The following is a 16,218-nucleotide window of genomic DNA, read 5'->3' on the forward strand; positions in this document are numbered from 1 at the left end:
ATAGAGTACCTGCGTAGGCAGCTCATCTTCGGATGCAGCTGTCTATTTTTGTTGAAAAGGGCGGAATGTATTGCATGCTTGTTCTGTTTTACATAATATAAAAAGATACAATTTGTATCGTTTATATGAAAAGGCATTCAATATCAAAACGAAGGAGGAAGCGGGCATGCATAACAACACGAAATGGGCAGCTCTAATTTTGACGATCGTTGCAAGCGTGGGCTGGATGCTTACAGGGAGTGCCAAGCCCAAAAGCAGTGACAAGGCCGAGCGCAAGCCGACGGTTGAACGGGCTATGGCGAAGGTATCCAATGTACCCATCAATTCTGCGGATGTGACAAGCAAGGTTGAGCTCCTTGGACGACCTTTTGCCAAAACGCCTTATGCCAATAATGTGTGGGATATGCAGTTGTACAGAGACAAGATATATTTGGGCCATGGCAACAGCAGTAATATGGGGGTAGCGCCGAACTCGGGGCCCATCCCGGTCATTTATTTCGATACAACAACCTCATCCTTTAATAGGCAGGCAGTCAGCAACAGCAATCCAGGAATTGTTCCATCGACCAAAATGGTTGTGGATGAAGAGCAGATTGATATTTATAAGGTGCTGGACGACAAGCTCTATATTCCGGGAAATGATTCTGACGGAGAGCAATGGAGTTTCGGAAACTTTTATCGGCTGGATGGGGACGTATGGACGAAATACCGCAACCTTCCGCTCGGGGTACACGTTTATGACCTTGCCTTGTATCAAGGCAAAATGTTTGCCGCCCTCGGAACAGAAGATAAGCCAACGATTCTGATTTCACATGATATGGGCGTAAGCTGGCAGAAGTTCGCAAACATTAATACGTTTGGACTGAGAGCGTATACGCTGTTTGAGCTCGGGGGCAAGCTGTATGCATCCGGCATGATGTATCCTGCCAATAAAATCTGGAATGACAAGACCAATTTCCTTGAGATTAACGCGAATCTGGAGAAGAAAGACGTCGTAATCTACGGTAACAAAATCCTGCCGGGACTGACCTATCAACAGGGCACGGTTCCGTATAACAAGATTGGGAAAAATGTTAACTTTGATAACAAGTTAGTCTATATCGCTGGTGGTGTATTCAATGACGGTCAATTGCTTCCTAAATCTTTGAATGTCATGACGGCCATTAACCAGGCTAGACGCGTGATTTTACCAGATGCCAAAGCCCTGCCAACAGACTTGCTTCTGCGCGACGGTAAAGTATATGTACTCACCTACACGTTGCAAAACAAAAACCTGTATATTAACCGGGTATACCAAACCACGGATCTGATCAGTTGGCATGAAATCCTCCGGTTCAACCAGGATACGTATGCAAAGTCATTTGAAGAGCATGAAGGGGATTTCTACTTCGGTTTGGGCACGGATCCGGACGTAGTCTCACCTTCATCAGGCAAAATCCTCAGAGTTCATCGCAATGACATTCCTGTGAATTCGGATTAAGGGGAACGCACAGAAAGAGTAGGGAGTATATACTATGATTCATATCTATTTTTGGTTATCATTTAAAATGAAAAAGACGTAAACACAGAGCGTACACGTGCAGCAGCGTAATTGTTTTCCACTTGCTGCGGGGATGCTCTATTTTTTTATGTTACATAATAGATCACTTCATGAGCGAGTTTGAAAATAAAACTCACAAACTATAAAATGGAAAGGTAATTGGGTTCTGACATTCCACAAGATAAAGGAGCTATAAACAAATGAATATACCTTCAGCGTTGTTTACACCCTTCACTTCAGACAAGCTTACATTGTCCAATCGGATCGTCATGGCACCCATGACTCGCGGTTTCTCTCCAGAGGGTGTACCCGGGCCGGAAGTTGCTGAATATTACAGACGCAGAGCAGCTGGCGGTGTAGGGCTCATTATTACGGAGGGAACAGGGATTAACCATCCTTCCTCTGTAAGCGGTGCGAGTATCCCGTTATTTCATGGAGATGAATCCCTTCAGGGCTGGTCGAATGTGGTTCAAGCCGTCCATGAGGCGGGCGGTAAAATCATGCCTCAATTGTGGCATGTGGGCACAGCAAGGCGTACAGGAGATCTGCCTCATGCAGAAGCGGAACCAGTTAGCCCCTCTGGCATCAGCATGGCAGGGGAAGAGAACAGGGAACCTTTAACCGAAGAAGAGATCCAAGGCCTCGTACAAGCGTTCGCACAAGCGGCTGCAGATGCGAAGCGGATCGGTTTCGATGGCATAGAATTGCATGGCGCTCACGGATACCTGATTGATCAGTTTTTCTGGGAACATACCAATCGTCGTACAGACAAGTATGGCGGTGACTTGGTCAGACGAACACAATTCGCAGTCGAGGTCATTGAAGCGTGCCGCAAGGCGGTTGGACCGGATTTTCCGATCGTGCTTCGTTTCTCGCAATGGAAAATGGGCAATTATGATGCTCGCCTGGTGGATACCCCTGAACAGCTGGAGCAATTTCTTGCGCCGCTGGCTGCGGCAGGCGTAGATATCTTTCATTGCTCGACTCGTCGCTTCTGGCTGCCGGAATTCGAAGGATCCGAATTAAACCTTGCCGGGTGGACACAAAAATTAAGCGGGAAACCTGCGATATCCGTTGGGTCCGTTGGTCTGGAAGCCGAATTAGTGGACCGATCAACCGAGAATCAGGGGACTGGCGATGCTCACTTGGACCAATTGAATACGATGTTAGAGAACAAGGAGTTTGAACTTATCGCTCTGGGACGTGTACTGCTTAGTGATCCGGAGTGGCCTGCAAAAGTACGTGAAGGACGCCAGTCCGAGATCATTCCATTTACAACTGAAGTGTTGAAAACATTGAATTAGTGAATAGTAGCTAATTATCAGCATTCTTCTGCATATTCACCAACAAGGAAGACAAAAACGAGCAATCCACAACAACCTTATGCCGCCGAAAGGCGGCTTTTTCAACCTGCTATAATAATAATTTCAATATATGAAAAATTCACAACAAATTACCATTTCTCGCCCGCAATTACGTTCCCCGTTGATCCATACAACACCCACGCCCTTCGTTGAAAAAATCATTGGAAACCATACTACGACTTTCAAATGCAAACATTTTATTGGCTAATCAGACTCATATCTCACTCCTTTATTTAAAGCACGTGATTTTGAAAAAAGAGTTGCTTATGTTAATGTTATGCCTGAACATTACGGTACACATTCCAACATGAATTAGGAGGATGACTTTCCTTGTATGTACATAACAATTCTATAAAAAGAAAACGAAGACACTCGGTGCAAATGTTATTTCTGATTATTGCAGTCCTTATGCTCATTACTGCATGCGGAGAAACGCAAAAGCCCGGCTCCACAGCGAATTCCTCTGCAGGCTCTACTACGGAACAACAAGCTGCACCGGAAGGCAGTGCTGATTCCGATGCGGAGGAAGCTGAGGAGAACAATGAGCAGAACAATGCTTCCCCTCAGGAAGAGGCAGATCCGGTTCAGGAGCAGCTGAACCAGCTCTCGCTGGATGAAAAGATTGGACAGATGATTTTGGCCGGTGTACAGGGGACTACTTTGGATGACCAGGCCAAACAAATGATTGCGGACCAAAAGGTAGGAGGCATCATTTTCTATGGTAATAACGTGACGACTTTGCAGGGAACAGCGGATTTTGTGAAGTCCATCAAAGAAGCAAACCGTTCCAATCCGGTGCCAATCTTCATAAGTGTGGATCAGGAGGGCGGCAAAGTCAGCCGAATGCCGGATGAAGTGGAGAGTATTCCTTCCAATGGTAAAGTCGGAGCGACGAAAGACGCCGAGCTGGCTGAAACCATGGGAAGGTTGCTGGCAAGACAAATCCAACTTGCAGGTTTTAATGTGGATTTTGCTCCGGTATTGGACGTCAACAGCAATCCGAACAATCCGGTGATTGGTGACCGTTCCTTTGGCAGTTCGGCTGAACTCGTGTCTCGTCTCGGCGTCGCTGAGATGAAAGGTCTGCGCAGCGAGGGAATGATTCCGGTCGTGAAGCATTTTCCCGGTCATGGGGATACGTCGGTGGACTCCCATCTGGATCTTCCCGTGGTGAACAAAACAGAGGAGCAGCTTGCTGAGCTGGAGTGGATTCCGTTTCAGGCCGCGGTGAAAGAGCATGTGGAAGCTGTAATGGTGGCTCACATTTTATTCCCTAAGCTGGATCCCGATCATCCTGCTTCGTTATCGGATGTCATTATTGGTGAACATCTGCGGGGCAAATTCAATTATGACGGCGTCGTCATTACAGATGATCTCAGCATGGGTGCAATCGCCAAAAACTATAAACTGAATGAAGCTGCAATCGCGACCGTTCAGGCAGGCAGTGATATTTTGCTCGTGGCTCACAGTTATGAAAGTGCCAAAACGATATTTGATACATTGAAAAATGCGGTGAAGAATGGCAAAATCACCGAATCTCGAATTGATGAAAGCGTGTATCGTATTCTGGCACTGAAGCAGTCGTACAAGCTGTCTGATGAGCAGCAACCATCTGATGACCTCAAGCAATTGAACGCAGACATTGTGCAGTGGCGCAAACAGGTTCATGCCGAATAATCCATCCTGTGTTATGATTTTGGAATGAGAGAGAACATATTACATTTCATTATTACAGGTTAGGGGTGCGGCCCATTTATGTATACCATAATGATCGTTGAAGATGATCCCAAAATTGCAGGACTGCTGAAATCCCATATTGAACGTTACGGGGACAGAGCCGTTCTGGTAGAGGATTTTGAGCGGGTGATACAGCAATTTGAGCAGATCCAGCCACATGTTGTTCTCCTGGATATCAACTTGCCCAGCTATGACGGATTCTACTGGTGTCGTCAGATCCGTACGATGTCAACGTGTCCGATTTTGTTTATTTCCGCCCGGAGCGGCAAGATGGACCAGGTGATGGCGCTGGAGAACGGAGCAGATGATTATATAACGAAGCCGTTTGAACATGAGATCGTGATGGCCAAAATCAAAAGTCAGCTGCGACGTGTATATGGAGATTACGCAGCCCGTGACGAAGAACGCAAGGTCGAGCTTGAAGGGTTGACAGTATACCTGGAAAGACTGGAGATTCAGCTCGGTGATCGCAAAGTGCAGCTGACGAAGAAGGAAACGATACTGCTGGAAACGCTCCTTCGTCGTAGTCCGAAGCTCGTGAGCAGGGAGACGATTCTGGAGAAACTGTGGGATGACTCCTTTGTAGACGACAATACGCTCAGTGTCAATGTAACCCGTGTACGCAAGCGATTGGCCGAAATAGGCATAACAGACGCTTTGGAAACGGTGAGAGGTTCCGGTTATCGATTAAACGCAAACTGGAATACGGCTTCACCATCATGAAGCTGTTTATGAGAGAACACCTTGCTTTGACTTGCTGGGTGGTCGTCATCTTGCTTACTGTCGTCGGCGTATTTTGGTATGACGGTTACGACCATGTGCTGACGGCAGTTTATGCCGTATCGCTGGGGTTATTTTTATATGCAGGTTACCTGACTTACCGTTATATGTCTCACAGGGCGTTCTATACCCGAATGACACAGCCCATGAATTCGCTTAATGAATTTGTTCCGCTCGAAGAGATGGTTCCCTTATCGGTAGCGCTGGAGAAGCTGCTGGATTCACAATATGGTCATTATCATGCCCATCTCCACCGTCTGGAGCAGCGCCAGCAGGAATATCTCACATTTATGAATCAGTGGGTACACCAGATGAAGACACCTTTATCCGTGATTGAATTGACCGTGCAGGACCAGGAGGACGATGACCCACGTCTCAGGAGTATTCGTGAGGAAGCAGATCAGATGAGACGTGGATTGGAAACGGTGCTGTACGTAGCGCGTTTGGACACATTTGAACAGGACTTCAGTGTTGAACCGGTTACACTTAAGGCAGCAGGCGAAGAGGCCATTCATGAGCTGAAGCGTTTCTTCATTCGCAATCATGTCTATCCGGAGATTCAGATGGATGCTTCGCTAATTGTGCAATCGGACGCCAAATGGATTCGTTTTGTCATCGTCCAACTACTTTCCAATGCGATCAAATACTCCTCTGGTAACGGACAAAAGATATATCTGCGTGCATATAAAGCAGAACGGTCCATTATTCTTGAAGTTCAAGATCAGGGTGCCGGTATTCCTAAGTCGGATCTGAACAGGGTGTTCCAGCCTTTCTTTACGGGAGAGAATGGTCGTCATTTCAAGGAGTCAACGGGTATGGGGCTGTACATCGTGAAAGAGGTCCTAACCCGAATGAATCACCGGATCGATCTGGAATCGGTATATGGTGAAGGGACGACGGTCCGGATTACATTTAGTGTCTAGTGAGTGTAAGGTGATTTTCTACATTGTTTTTCAAGAGGATGGTTCAAGAGAATCGACGTCTGTTACCCCGGGGTAATGACGTCTTTTTTGTTTTATATAGAAGAACCTTACAACTTTGTCATGCAGGTGAAAGGTTAAGCCATAGGAGATTAGCCGAAACTTCGGTAAACTGAAGTCAGAAGTCAGGGGCATCAAGAGTACCAATGAATAACCAATGAATAAATAGACGCGAGTTGGTCATGGTTGACTCATGTCCAACGTAAAAAAGGAGTGGTACATATGGAAATATGCTCGGTAAAACAGATCAGCAAAATCTATAAAGGGATCGTCTCCTATGAAGCCTTATCGGGGATTGACCTCAGCATACAGGAAGGCGAATTTGTAGGAATCATGGGTCCATCCGGCAGCGGCAAAACGACACTGCTCAACATGATTTCCACGATCGACCATCCGACATCGGGAGAACTGCGCATTGCCGGGAAAAATCCGTTTGAGCTGAACCAGGATGAGCTTGCGCTGTTCCGGCGCAAAGAGCTGGGATTTGTCTTTCAGTCATTCAATCTGCTCAATACCCTTACGGTGAAGGAGAACATTGTGCTGCCGCTTACGCTCGATGGAACACCGCTGGGGGAGATGAACGCTCGTGTGGAACGGCTCGCAAGCAAGCTGGGGATTGAGGGGATTCTGGACAAGCGGACCTATGAGATTTCAGGTGGACAGGCACAGAGAACGGCTATTGCCAGAGCACTAATCCATTCCCCGAAACTAATATTGGCGGATGAGCCAACAGGCAACCTGGACTCAAAGGCGGCACGTGATGTCATGGAGATGCTGGAGCTCCGCAATCAGGAGGATCAGGCGACGATGCTTCTGGTTACACACGATGCAGTTGCAGCGAGCTACTGCAGCCGGGTCGTCTTCATCAAGGACGGCAAACTCTATAATGAGATTCACTACGGCGATAACCGGGCAGCTTTTTATCAAAAGATTATTAATGTGTTATCCCTAATGGGAGGGTCAGGACATGAATTTTCGCCAGTTCGCCATTAACAATGTAGTTCGCAACAAACGGATTTATTTGGCTCATTTTCTGAGCAGCACATTTTCCGTCATGATATTTTTCACATATGCACTGCTTCTGTTTCACCCGGATTTGAAGGATGGTTTAAAAGGTTCGAGTGAAACCGTAACGATGCTTGCGAACCAAGGTTTTATGATCGCAGAAATCATAATTTTCATCTTTTCATTCCTGTTCTTGCTGTACTCGGTAGGTTCTTTTCTGAAAACACGCAAGAAGGAATTTGGTATCTTCCTGATCATTGGGATGACACGCAAGCAGATGAATCGGCTTCTGTTTATGGAGAACATGTGTATCGGGATCGCCGCCATTGCAGCGGGTGTTGGACTGGGGATGATCTTCGGAAAACTGATACTGCTCATCTGCGGTTCCCTGCTGGCTGTGGAGAACAGTCTACGTTTTTATTTTCCATTAAAAGCAATTGCTCTGACAGCTGTCGCATTCCTTATTCTGTTTGCTGTCATTGCACTGTCTTCTTCTCTGCTTATCCGCAAGGGAACGCTGATTGATTTGGTGAAATCGGAGGAAAAGCCGAAACCGGAGCCGAAGGCATCACGTTTGCTCGCGTTTCTATCCGTGTTGTTGATTGGCGGTGGCTATGCAGGGGTGTTCACTTTTGTGTGGGTGACGTACTCATTCCCGCTGCTCCTGGGGAGTGTCATTATGGTTATCGCAGGTACATACCTGCTGTTCACGCAGCTCAGTGTGTATGTCATTCGGGCGCTAAAACGAAATCAACGTTTGTTTTTCCGTAAAACCAATGTACTGTTTCTATCCGAGCTTACGTATCGCATGAAAGACAATGCTGTCATGTTTTTCATGGTAAGTGTCATCTCAGCCTCGGCATTTACCGGCATTGGCACCATGCTGGCGATCGCTGATCCAGGGTTGTCGTCGATGACGAACCCGTATGCATTCACTTACACGAATTCATGGGATACACCTGAGGCAGAGGGGGATATCAGTCAGATTGAGGAAACGCTTGTTGACCATGAGGTCCCCTATGTAAAAGGCAGCTACACCCAGCTGTATGAGAATAACACTGGCAGCAATATCATCAAATTGAGTGAATACAACCATCTGGCCAAGGCCCTTGGTTACGAAGAACGCACGTTGGATACGGAAAATGGGGCCTTTATGACTCCATCGAATCTGACAGCACGTAAAGAGCTGCGTAAACAAGTGGAGCAGGGGTTCTCACCAACACAGGTCGATCTTGAAGTTGAAAATTATCATCAACAGGTTCAGCTGTCTCCTCCAGCTACCGAAATCGTTATCCCTGTTGATTTCAAAGTGGACATCTACGTCATTTCCGATGAATTGTTTGAAAAGATGAAGCGAGCGTACAATGAATTCCTAGACTTGAGTGAAGATTACTATTCCAATAAAATGACTCAATTTGTGGTGGAAGACTGGATGGGCACGCGGGCCTTCGCCCCTGAACTGGTTAATTCGATTCAGGATCAGCCGCGTACGAAAGGCTACTTCATGTTCAGTGCTCTCGTTGTGGACTGGCTGAATTCGAAACAAACCAATGGGATCATTTTGATCCTGAGCGGTCTGATCGGTATTGTCTTCTTTACCTTTGCGGCAAGCTTTACCTATTTTAGACTCTACGCGGATCTGGAAAGGGATGAAGCACAGTATCGCATGATTGGCAAGATGGGACTCAGTCGTCCTGAACTTCGTAAAATTGTAACTCAGCAGCTGCTGCTTATGTTTTTCCTACCATTACTCATAGCTTTGATTCATAGTTCGGTAGCGTTTGTGGCGCTGCAGCAGTTGGTCGATTTTTCGGTTATGGGATACAGCCTGCGTATCTTCTTCGTTTTTGCCACCATGCAGATCCTGTTCTTTGCGCTTGTGCGCTGGCGGTATTTACGCCATATGTACTCCAAATTAATCTAAACTGGCATGACCTAGGCAAACATCGGACGCTTCGTTCGGTGTTTGTTGACTTTTCTATCCTGGACACAGTACTATTTCAATAGATACAAATTGTATCATAGCGTGTATCATACATAACTTGACCATATTACAGTTGTACTTTGAGATTGGTAGCCATAACAGGCTTTTTGCCTGAGAGGGAGGACTTATCATGAGCATCACGATGTCTCGCGGACAAGCTTACATACACCGATTGAATGATGAGCGAAACGTATGGATGGATGGCAAGCGTGTCCGGGTAACCGAACATCCCGCCTTTCAGGGAACACTGCAGACCATTGAGAACTTGTTCGATTTGGTGGATGATCCGGATACACGAGATACGGTAGCATACTGGGATGAACAGACGGGGAGTTATGTGCATCAGGCTTTTCGGGTGCCTCACGCTTCTCAAGATGTCAGCAGTAGAGCGGCAGCATTTCGGCTCTGGTCGGATCGAACCTATGGAGTCATGAGCAGACTGTCGGATTATGCCCGCTCGCGTCTTGTCGGATGGTATGCCACACGTCAAGATATGGCACGACACGATCCCATGTATGCAGATAAGATAGCAGCCTACTATCAGGAGGCCAAACGAAAAGATGCTTTTCTGACGATTGTCCAGCGTGACCCGCAGATCAACCGTTCTCTGCCTGTTGGGGAGGATGAAGATGCCATGCTGCGGATTGTGAAAACCAACTCGGAAGGGATTATTGTTCGGGGTGCCAAGATGGTGGCGACCGCAGCTCCTTATGCAGATGATATCATTGCGTATCCGATTCAGCGGATTCCGGGACATCTGCCGGAACTGGCACATATGGTGATTGTTCCTGTGGGAAGTCCGGGTTTACATCTGATTTGCCGTGAATCTTTTGCCGCTCCGCAGTCGGATGCTGCTCATCCTCTTAGTGCCCGTTATGATGAGATGGACGCTGTACTATTTTTTGATGATGTATGGGTTCCATGGGAGCGTGTGCTGCTGCACAACAATCCGGAAGCCGTGTGGCAGGTTCGCTGTAACGCAGCCTCTTCCAGTCTGGCCTACCATCAGAGCATCATTCGGCTGCACTCCAAGCTGGAATTCATCACCGCCGTCACAGCAGCCATAGCGCAGGAGATTGGTGTGGATTCATACCTGAATGTACAGGAACAACTCGGAGAGATGATCAGCCAGATGCAGACCATTGAGGGCTTGATCGTTGCTTCTGAGGCCCAGGCACAGCCAGATGCACATGGTAACTGGCTCCCGTCATTCAAATACATTGAGACAGCTCGTAATCTGGGCAGCCGATATTACCCGAGAGCAGTTGAAATTCTGAAAACCATTGCAGCTGGTGGACTGATTCAGATCCCTTCGGGCAGATTCGATCTGGATGAAACGGTAGGACCATTGATGGCCAAATATCTTGGTGGAGTGACACTGCAAGCGCCAGAGAAAATTCGTCTGTTTCAGCTGGCTTGGGATCTGACCGGAAGTGCACTTGGGGCGAGGCATGATCTCTATGAGCGTTACTACGCAGGTGATCCGGTTCGCAACCGTGCAGGCCAGTATATACAATATGATAAGGAAAGTTTGAATAAAAAGGTTGAGCCTTGGCTCCATATGAAGTAGTCATTGAAGCTTCAGCAGCATTGAGTTGAATGGATAGAAGAATTACGAGCCCCGGCACATGCCAGGGCTTTTATTTAGGTTATCTTTAGATTTGATTTAGGTGGATTTAAGGGACGTGGTATATAGTAGTAAGATACATGTAAAAGAATACAATGCCGATGATTGAGGAATGAAGAAATGAGAGGAATAACATGAGATACACCGTATTGATTGCAGATGATGAACCAGAGATCGTAGAACTGCTTCAACTGTACCTTGAAAAGGACTATGACATCAGGACTGCCGCGAATGGAGCGGAGGCGCTGGAATGCATTCGTTCTGTACCGGTCGATCTTGTCATTTTGGATATTATGATGCCTGTAATGGATGGACTTCAGTTAATCAAGCAAATTAGGGCAACCCATCATATGCCCGTCCTGTTTCTATCTGCCAAAAGCCAGGACCATGACAAGATTCTCGGACTTGGACTCGGTGCGGATGATTATATTTCAAAGCCGTTTAATCCGCTGGAGATTGTTGCTCGTGTAGAAGCTTTGTTAAGACGTGTGAATCAATTTGACGCCCCTGAATCCGCAGCACCCCAGGAGACTAATCTTGTTCTTGGTGAACTTATGCTGGATCGCTCCAAATGTGTGCTTTTTCGATCAGGCAAACCTGTAACCCTAACCTCCACGGAATACAAAATTGTGGATCTGCTGCTGGAGCAGCCTGGCCGGGTATTCACACGCAAGAAAATATACGAGGCGGTGTGGGGGGACTATTACGCGCATGAAGATAGCACCATTATGGTGCACATCAGCAACATTCGCGAGAAGATCGAGCGCGACTCCAGACAACCGGAATATTTAAAAACGATAAGGGGACTCGGATACAAAATTGAAGCGCCAACGGAAAGCTAGAGAAAAGCGACTTTTGCAAACGTCCCTGACACTGGACTTCCTGCTGTTCAACTTCTTTTTGCTGCTGCTCGTCTTGATTGTCTATCTCATGGTTTCGCTGGATGTCGTGGATTTCCGCATTTCGGATCAGGTGGTTGATCCTGATCTGAACGTCGAGGCGCACGTCTATGCAGCCGAATTGAACAAGCGGCTTGAGGATGACTCTTCAAGCATGGAAATTCAGCGTCTGATGGATAGCGGAGGGTGGATCGAAATTCTGGATGCAGATCGTTCGGTCATTCGCCAGATCGGTGTCAAGCAGGATGCAGTTACATATTACAGTGAGTCGGAGTTGTATGCCGGACTGGAGAATCGAAGCGATAGTACATATTATTATTCCATTTCTCCATACGCAGCAGAGAGAGATGCGAAGTATGTACTGCTGAAAATACCGCGTGATCTGGTGAGTATTCGTATGAATGAAAATCTGCTGATTACCAATCTGAAGCACCCTTTGTCATTTTACATCATGATCGGAGTTGGCTTCGTTCTGCTCCTGATATTCGTATACAGCTATTGGGTCGCACGCCGTATCAAAAAACCACTGAGTATTTTATCACTGGGGCTTACCCAGATGATTCAGGGAAATTACAGTACACGCTTGTCCATCTCGGCAGAGAAGGAATTTGTCCAGATCGGCGAGACGTTTAATTATATGGCAGATGTCATCGAGAATACCTCGGCTGAAAAGCGGTATGCGGAAGAGAGCAAACAGCGGCTGATCGTGGATCTGTCGCATGATCTAAAAACACCAATTACCTCCATACAGGGATATGCTCAGGCTCTAGTGGAGGGACGGGTAGAAAACCAGGAAAGGCAGCAGCGTTATCTGGGATATATCTATAACAAGTCCGTTCAGGTGGCACGAATGATACAGAACATGCTCGAACTGCTCAAGGTGGACTCACCCGATTATCACATGCAGATCCAGAAGAGAGAGATCGGGGAATTCGTGCGTGAAGTCATGGCGGATACCTATGGTGAGATTGAGCAGAAACAATTTGTGCTTCATGTGCTGGTACCTGATCAGGAGATATACGCCAGATACGATCCTGAATTACTGTCACGGGTTATTCAAAACCTCATTACCAATGCGCTGTCCTACAATCCGAACGGAACGGAGCTGCGGGTGGAATTGATTCCGCTTGATACGCATGTAGTCATTGAGGTTGCAGACACGGGGGTCGGTATTCCCCAGGAACTGTGGAGCACCATTTTTGATCCATTTGTACGAGGAGATGAAGCACGCACCGGTACCGGCGGAACCGGACTTGGACTCGCGATTGCCCGGCGAAATACAGAGAAGATGGGCGGACGACTGATCCTGTCCCAGCGAGGCAAGGAGACTACTGTGTTTACCATTCAAATTCCAAACTGATAAGTTGAATGTACATTTAAACGGTTAACGAAGAGGGCAGAAAAAACCTGTAGAAAAATCCTGAAAAAAGAAAAGGTTATGTGGAGGGGAACATTTTGTTTAAAGCAAGTTCGTTTGTCCGTTTCAGCATTGCGCTGGCTCTGGTGCTCGTCAATATCTACCTGTTATCACGCGTCAGCTTTATCTTTCAGCCGCTGGTGACCATGATTACAGTTATCACAGTGCCTATGATGCTGTCCGTATTCTTTTATTATCTGCTAAGGCCGCTCGTGAATTACATGGAACGGAAGAAGCTGAACCGAACACTCAGCATATTGCTGATCTATCTGGTCTTCGGTGTGCTGCTCGTCCTGTTCATTGTGGGGTTATGGCCGTCCTTGCGTGAGCAGCTGATCAATCTGGTGGACAATGCACCGAATTTGATTAATTCACTCAGTGTACAGTTGAGAGAACTGGAGCAGAACGGAGCGATCACGGCATTATTCCCAGAGGGATCCACGCCGTTTTCTCAGCTTACGGATTATATTAATAAAGGATTTACCTTCGTGACCAACTATGTGAGTGGATTGTTCTCGCTCATTTCCAGTTTTGCGATCATTCTGTTTACGTTCCCGATCATCTTGTTCTACATGCTGAAACAGGGAGAGAAATTCGGCCGCAAACTGGTGCATATCGCACCTAAACGGTTCCAAAAAGACAGCCGTGAGGTTGTTCTTGAGATCGATCAGGCACTTAGTGGCTTTATTGTCGGAAGAGTACTGGTTAATCTCGCGCTCGGTGTACTGATGTATATTGGTTTCCTGATCATTGGTCTGCCGTATGCACTGCTGCTTACCGTCGTTGCCGTAATTATGAACTTTGTTCCATTTATCGGCGCTATCGTGTCGTCCATCCCCATTGTCATTATCGGTCTGATTCAGTCGCCATCGGTGGCGATCTGGTCGCTGATTATTATTCTGGTGGCCCAGCAAATTCAGGACAATCTGGTCGCTCCGTATGTGTTTGGCAAAAAGCTCGACATTCATCCGTTGACCACCATTATATTGGTGCTGGGTGCAGGGGATCTCGGCGGCATCATTGCCATCTTGATCATCATCCCTGTCTACATGATCGTTAAAATTATTCTGGTCAGAGTCTACCAGCTGTTCTTCAAGGAAAAATGGCAGAATGCCTGATTATTCGATAAGTGTTGTCTAGAATTAACACGTTAACGGAAAGTGCAGAACCAATCTGAAGAAGCGAAGCGTTCGCGTTTATCCCCGGATTTCTCCCTTGGAAAGGGAATCAAAGAAATCTGGGGGTAACAGCGATCGGAAGATGGTACTGCAATTGGAGTGACAGAGTGTAGATTGAGTAACTACCTTATATTTTAATCATTCAATTAACCATAGAAGGAGTGGGAACCATGTCTGAAATCATCCCTAAAGAATATATCGAACCCGAATACATCGAACCTCAAGCCGTCCGGATGGGTGCCATTCACATCTCTAATGATGTCGTATCCAAGATCGTGGGTATAGCAGCTCAGGCCACCTCCGGCATCTCTTCCATGTCGGTTGGTTTGACCGAAGGCATTGCGAAGAGCATCAGCGGCAAGAGTCTGCAGAAAGGCATTGACGTTGATGTAAAAGATGACCAGGCCTCCATTCAGCTGCGTATTAATGTGCAGTACGGGTTCAAGATGCACCAAGTGTGCAAGGAGCTCCAGCACAATGTACAGCAGGCCGTGGAGCAGATGACAGGCATTCTGGTCAATGAGATTAAAGTGCATGTCGTCGGTGTATCCATGCAGGAGCAAGTGTAGCTGAGATGGTCTCTTGCGGAAAAGGAATGAAGATTATCGATGGACAGGTTATGCTGTCTGAGCTTATGTGTAAGTAAAAGAACAGCACCCTCCCGTTAACTGCTTAACCGGGAAGGTGCTGCTTTGTGTTTACGGTAATGGGTGGGGGCTTCGCCCATCACCTTTTTGAACATTTTGGAGAAGAGAAGCTGATCGGAATATCCGACAGAGCGGGAGATATCTCCAATGGTCAACCCGGTATCTAGAGTCAGTTCGGCAGCCTTGCGCATCCGGTAGTTGACCAAATAGGATTGAATGCTGGTGCCCATCCGGTCTTTGAACAGGGAGCACAGATAGCTGCGCTGCAAGCCGATATGAGAAGCAATGGATTGCACCGTGATAGGATTCGCATAGTTCATCTCAACAAAGTCCATGACCTGGGTGACATATGTTTCTTTGGAGAACTCTTGCTCGGGTGGAAGGATGTCTTCGTTTGCATGATCGATCAGAATGGAGAAAAATTGGTATAACCATCCAGTCATGCTAATCTCCCATCCTTTGTGTGTATTCCGGGAACGGATCATGCGATGCAGACAGGAACGCATTTCATCGTCATTTTCCAGTTCGAAGATCGGATGCTGCTCCGACAGACAGGCCTGCTGTAATAGTGAATGGGAGGCATTTCCTTGAAAAGCAACCCAGCTGTATTCCCATGGATCTTCCAGATCAGCCTTATAGTGCACGACGGAATTCGGGACGATGAGGAAGCCTTGGCCCTTATGCAGTTCATAGGTTTTGCCTCCGACTTCGAAAGTACCCTTGCCATCCAAAATATAATGGATTTTGTAATGATCCCGCATGGCTGGGCCGAAGTGGTGACCCGGTGTGCAGGGTTCGGTTCCATAATGAAGGAGCTGCAGATCCTGGAACGGATTGTTTTTGAACATATATGTAATCAAGGCATTCACTCCTGTGTAGTTTATTTCATCTTGCATTTTAACATGTTTTTAGTATGTGGATATGAAATAAAGATGTGATTCTATGGATAGACAACAAGTATTATTCCATATGGTTATAGCGATATGCCATATCGTTTTGGACCGAAACTGACTAAGATGAAAGGGTATTCACCCACTTTAACAAGAAATGAGAGAAAATG

The 16,218-nt window shown here is 46.8% G+C and carries 13 protein-coding genes; 12 read left to right on the top strand and 1 reads right to left on the bottom strand.

All coding sequences use genetic code 11. The features are described from left to right. The first annotated feature begins 166 nt into the window (after window positions 1-166). The 12 genes from MHB82_RS12640 (at window position 167) to MHB82_RS12695 (ending at window position 15,080) form a co-directional block, all read left to right on the top strand. On the top strand, window positions 167-1,480 hold the full coding sequence (locus tag MHB82_RS12640; RefSeq protein ID WP_341174819.1) for a hypothetical protein: 1,314 nt from the start codon (window positions 167-169) through the stop codon (window positions 1,478-1,480). 260 nt (window positions 1,481-1,740) lie between these two features. Then, the gene (locus MHB82_RS12645; RefSeq protein WP_341174820.1) at window positions 1,741-2,844 is read left to right on the top strand and encodes an NADH:flavin oxidoreductase; all 1,104 of its coding nucleotides are present in this window, start codon (window positions 1,741-1,743) and stop codon (window positions 2,842-2,844) included. Between the two features lie 441 nt (window positions 2,845-3,285). Further along, a complete protein-coding gene (nagZ, locus tag MHB82_RS12650; protein WP_095358676.1) occupies window positions 3,286-4,581 on the top strand; it encodes a beta-N-acetylhexosaminidase in 1,296 nt (431 codons plus the stop codon). Window positions 4,582-4,659: 78 nt separating this feature from the next. Beyond that, complete coding sequence (locus MHB82_RS12655) at window positions 4,660-5,364, top strand: response regulator transcription factor (protein ID WP_095358399.1); 705 nt, start codon at window positions 4,660-4,662, stop codon at window positions 5,362-5,364. Further along, a complete protein-coding gene (locus MHB82_RS12660) occupies window positions 5,361-6,344 on the top strand; it encodes an ATP-binding protein (protein WP_154893424.1) in 984 nt (327 codons plus the stop codon). Before MHB82_RS12655 ends, MHB82_RS12660 begins: the two co-directional genes overlap by 4 nt. Before the next feature lie 279 nt (window positions 6,345-6,623). Beyond that, on the top strand, window positions 6,624-7,394 hold the full coding sequence (locus tag MHB82_RS12665) for an ABC transporter ATP-binding protein (RefSeq protein WP_095287496.1): 771 nt from the start codon (window positions 6,624-6,626) through the stop codon (window positions 7,392-7,394). Next, entirely contained in the window at window positions 7,369-9,330 is a 1,962-nt protein-coding gene (locus MHB82_RS12670) for an ABC transporter permease (protein WP_341174821.1), read from the top strand. Before MHB82_RS12665 ends, MHB82_RS12670 begins: the two co-directional genes overlap by 26 nt. A gap of 190 nt (window positions 9,331-9,520) precedes the next feature. Further along, complete coding sequence (locus tag MHB82_RS12675; RefSeq protein ID WP_341174822.1) at window positions 9,521-10,960, top strand: 4-hydroxyphenylacetate 3-hydroxylase family protein; 1,440 nt, start codon at window positions 9,521-9,523, stop codon at window positions 10,958-10,960. 191 nt (window positions 10,961-11,151) lie between these two features. Next, entirely contained in the window at window positions 11,152-11,859 is a 708-nt protein-coding gene (locus MHB82_RS12680; RefSeq protein ID WP_341174823.1) for a response regulator transcription factor, read from the top strand. Beyond that, entirely contained in the window at window positions 11,837-13,276 is a 1,440-nt protein-coding gene (locus MHB82_RS12685) for a sensor histidine kinase (protein WP_341174824.1), read from the top strand. The genes MHB82_RS12680 and MHB82_RS12685 overlap by 23 nt, the downstream gene beginning before the upstream one ends. Before the next feature lie 95 nt (window positions 13,277-13,371). Beyond that, window positions 13,372-14,451, top strand: coding sequence for an AI-2E family transporter (locus MHB82_RS12690; protein ID WP_095358392.1), 1,080 nt, complete (start codon window positions 13,372-13,374; stop codon window positions 14,449-14,451). A 230-nt stretch (window positions 14,452-14,681) separates the two neighbouring features. Further along, the gene (locus MHB82_RS12695; RefSeq protein ID WP_095358391.1) at window positions 14,682-15,080 is read left to right on the top strand and encodes an Asp23/Gls24 family envelope stress response protein; all 399 of its coding nucleotides are present in this window, start codon (window positions 14,682-14,684) and stop codon (window positions 15,078-15,080) included. A gap of 95 nt (window positions 15,081-15,175) precedes the next feature. Here the strand turns inward: MHB82_RS12695 and MHB82_RS12700 are convergent, their stop codons facing one another. After that, on the bottom strand, window positions 15,176-16,018 hold the full coding sequence (locus tag MHB82_RS12700) for an AraC family transcriptional regulator (RefSeq protein ID WP_341174825.1): 843 nt from the start codon (window positions 16,016-16,018) through the stop codon (window positions 15,176-15,178). Between the last annotated feature and the right edge of the window lie 200 nt (window positions 16,019-16,218).

Origin of the sequence: Paenibacillus sp. FSL K6-2862, assembly GCF_038005125.1 — a bacterium.
Lineage (GTDB): Bacteria > Bacillota > Bacilli > Paenibacillales > Paenibacillaceae > Paenibacillus > Paenibacillus illinoisensis_A.

Coding starts and splice junctions, on each gene's coding strand:
- MHB82_RS12675 (WP_341174822.1), top strand. CDS start 9,521: ATGAGCATCACGATGTCTCGCGGACAAGCTTACATACACCGATTGAAT.
- MHB82_RS12695 (WP_095358391.1), top strand. CDS start 14,682: ATGTCTGAAATCATCCCTAAAGAATATATCGAACCCGAATACATCGAA.
- MHB82_RS12670 (WP_341174821.1), top strand. CDS start 7,369: ATGAATTTTCGCCAGTTCGCCATTAACAATGTAGTTCGCAACAAACGG.
- nagZ (WP_095358676.1), top strand. CDS start 3,286: ATGTTATTTCTGATTATTGCAGTCCTTATGCTCATTACTGCATGCGGA.
- MHB82_RS12680 (WP_341174823.1), top strand. CDS start 11,152: ATGAGATACACCGTATTGATTGCAGATGATGAACCAGAGATCGTAGAA.
- MHB82_RS12660 (WP_154893424.1), top strand. CDS start 5,361: ATGAAGCTGTTTATGAGAGAACACCTTGCTTTGACTTGCTGGGTGGTC.
- MHB82_RS12645 (WP_341174820.1), top strand. CDS start 1,741: ATGAATATACCTTCAGCGTTGTTTACACCCTTCACTTCAGACAAGCTT.
- MHB82_RS12665 (WP_095287496.1), top strand. CDS start 6,624: ATGGAAATATGCTCGGTAAAACAGATCAGCAAAATCTATAAAGGGATC.
- MHB82_RS12655 (WP_095358399.1), top strand. CDS start 4,660: ATGTATACCATAATGATCGTTGAAGATGATCCCAAAATTGCAGGACTG.
- MHB82_RS12640 (WP_341174819.1), top strand. CDS start 167: ATGCATAACAACACGAAATGGGCAGCTCTAATTTTGACGATCGTTGCA.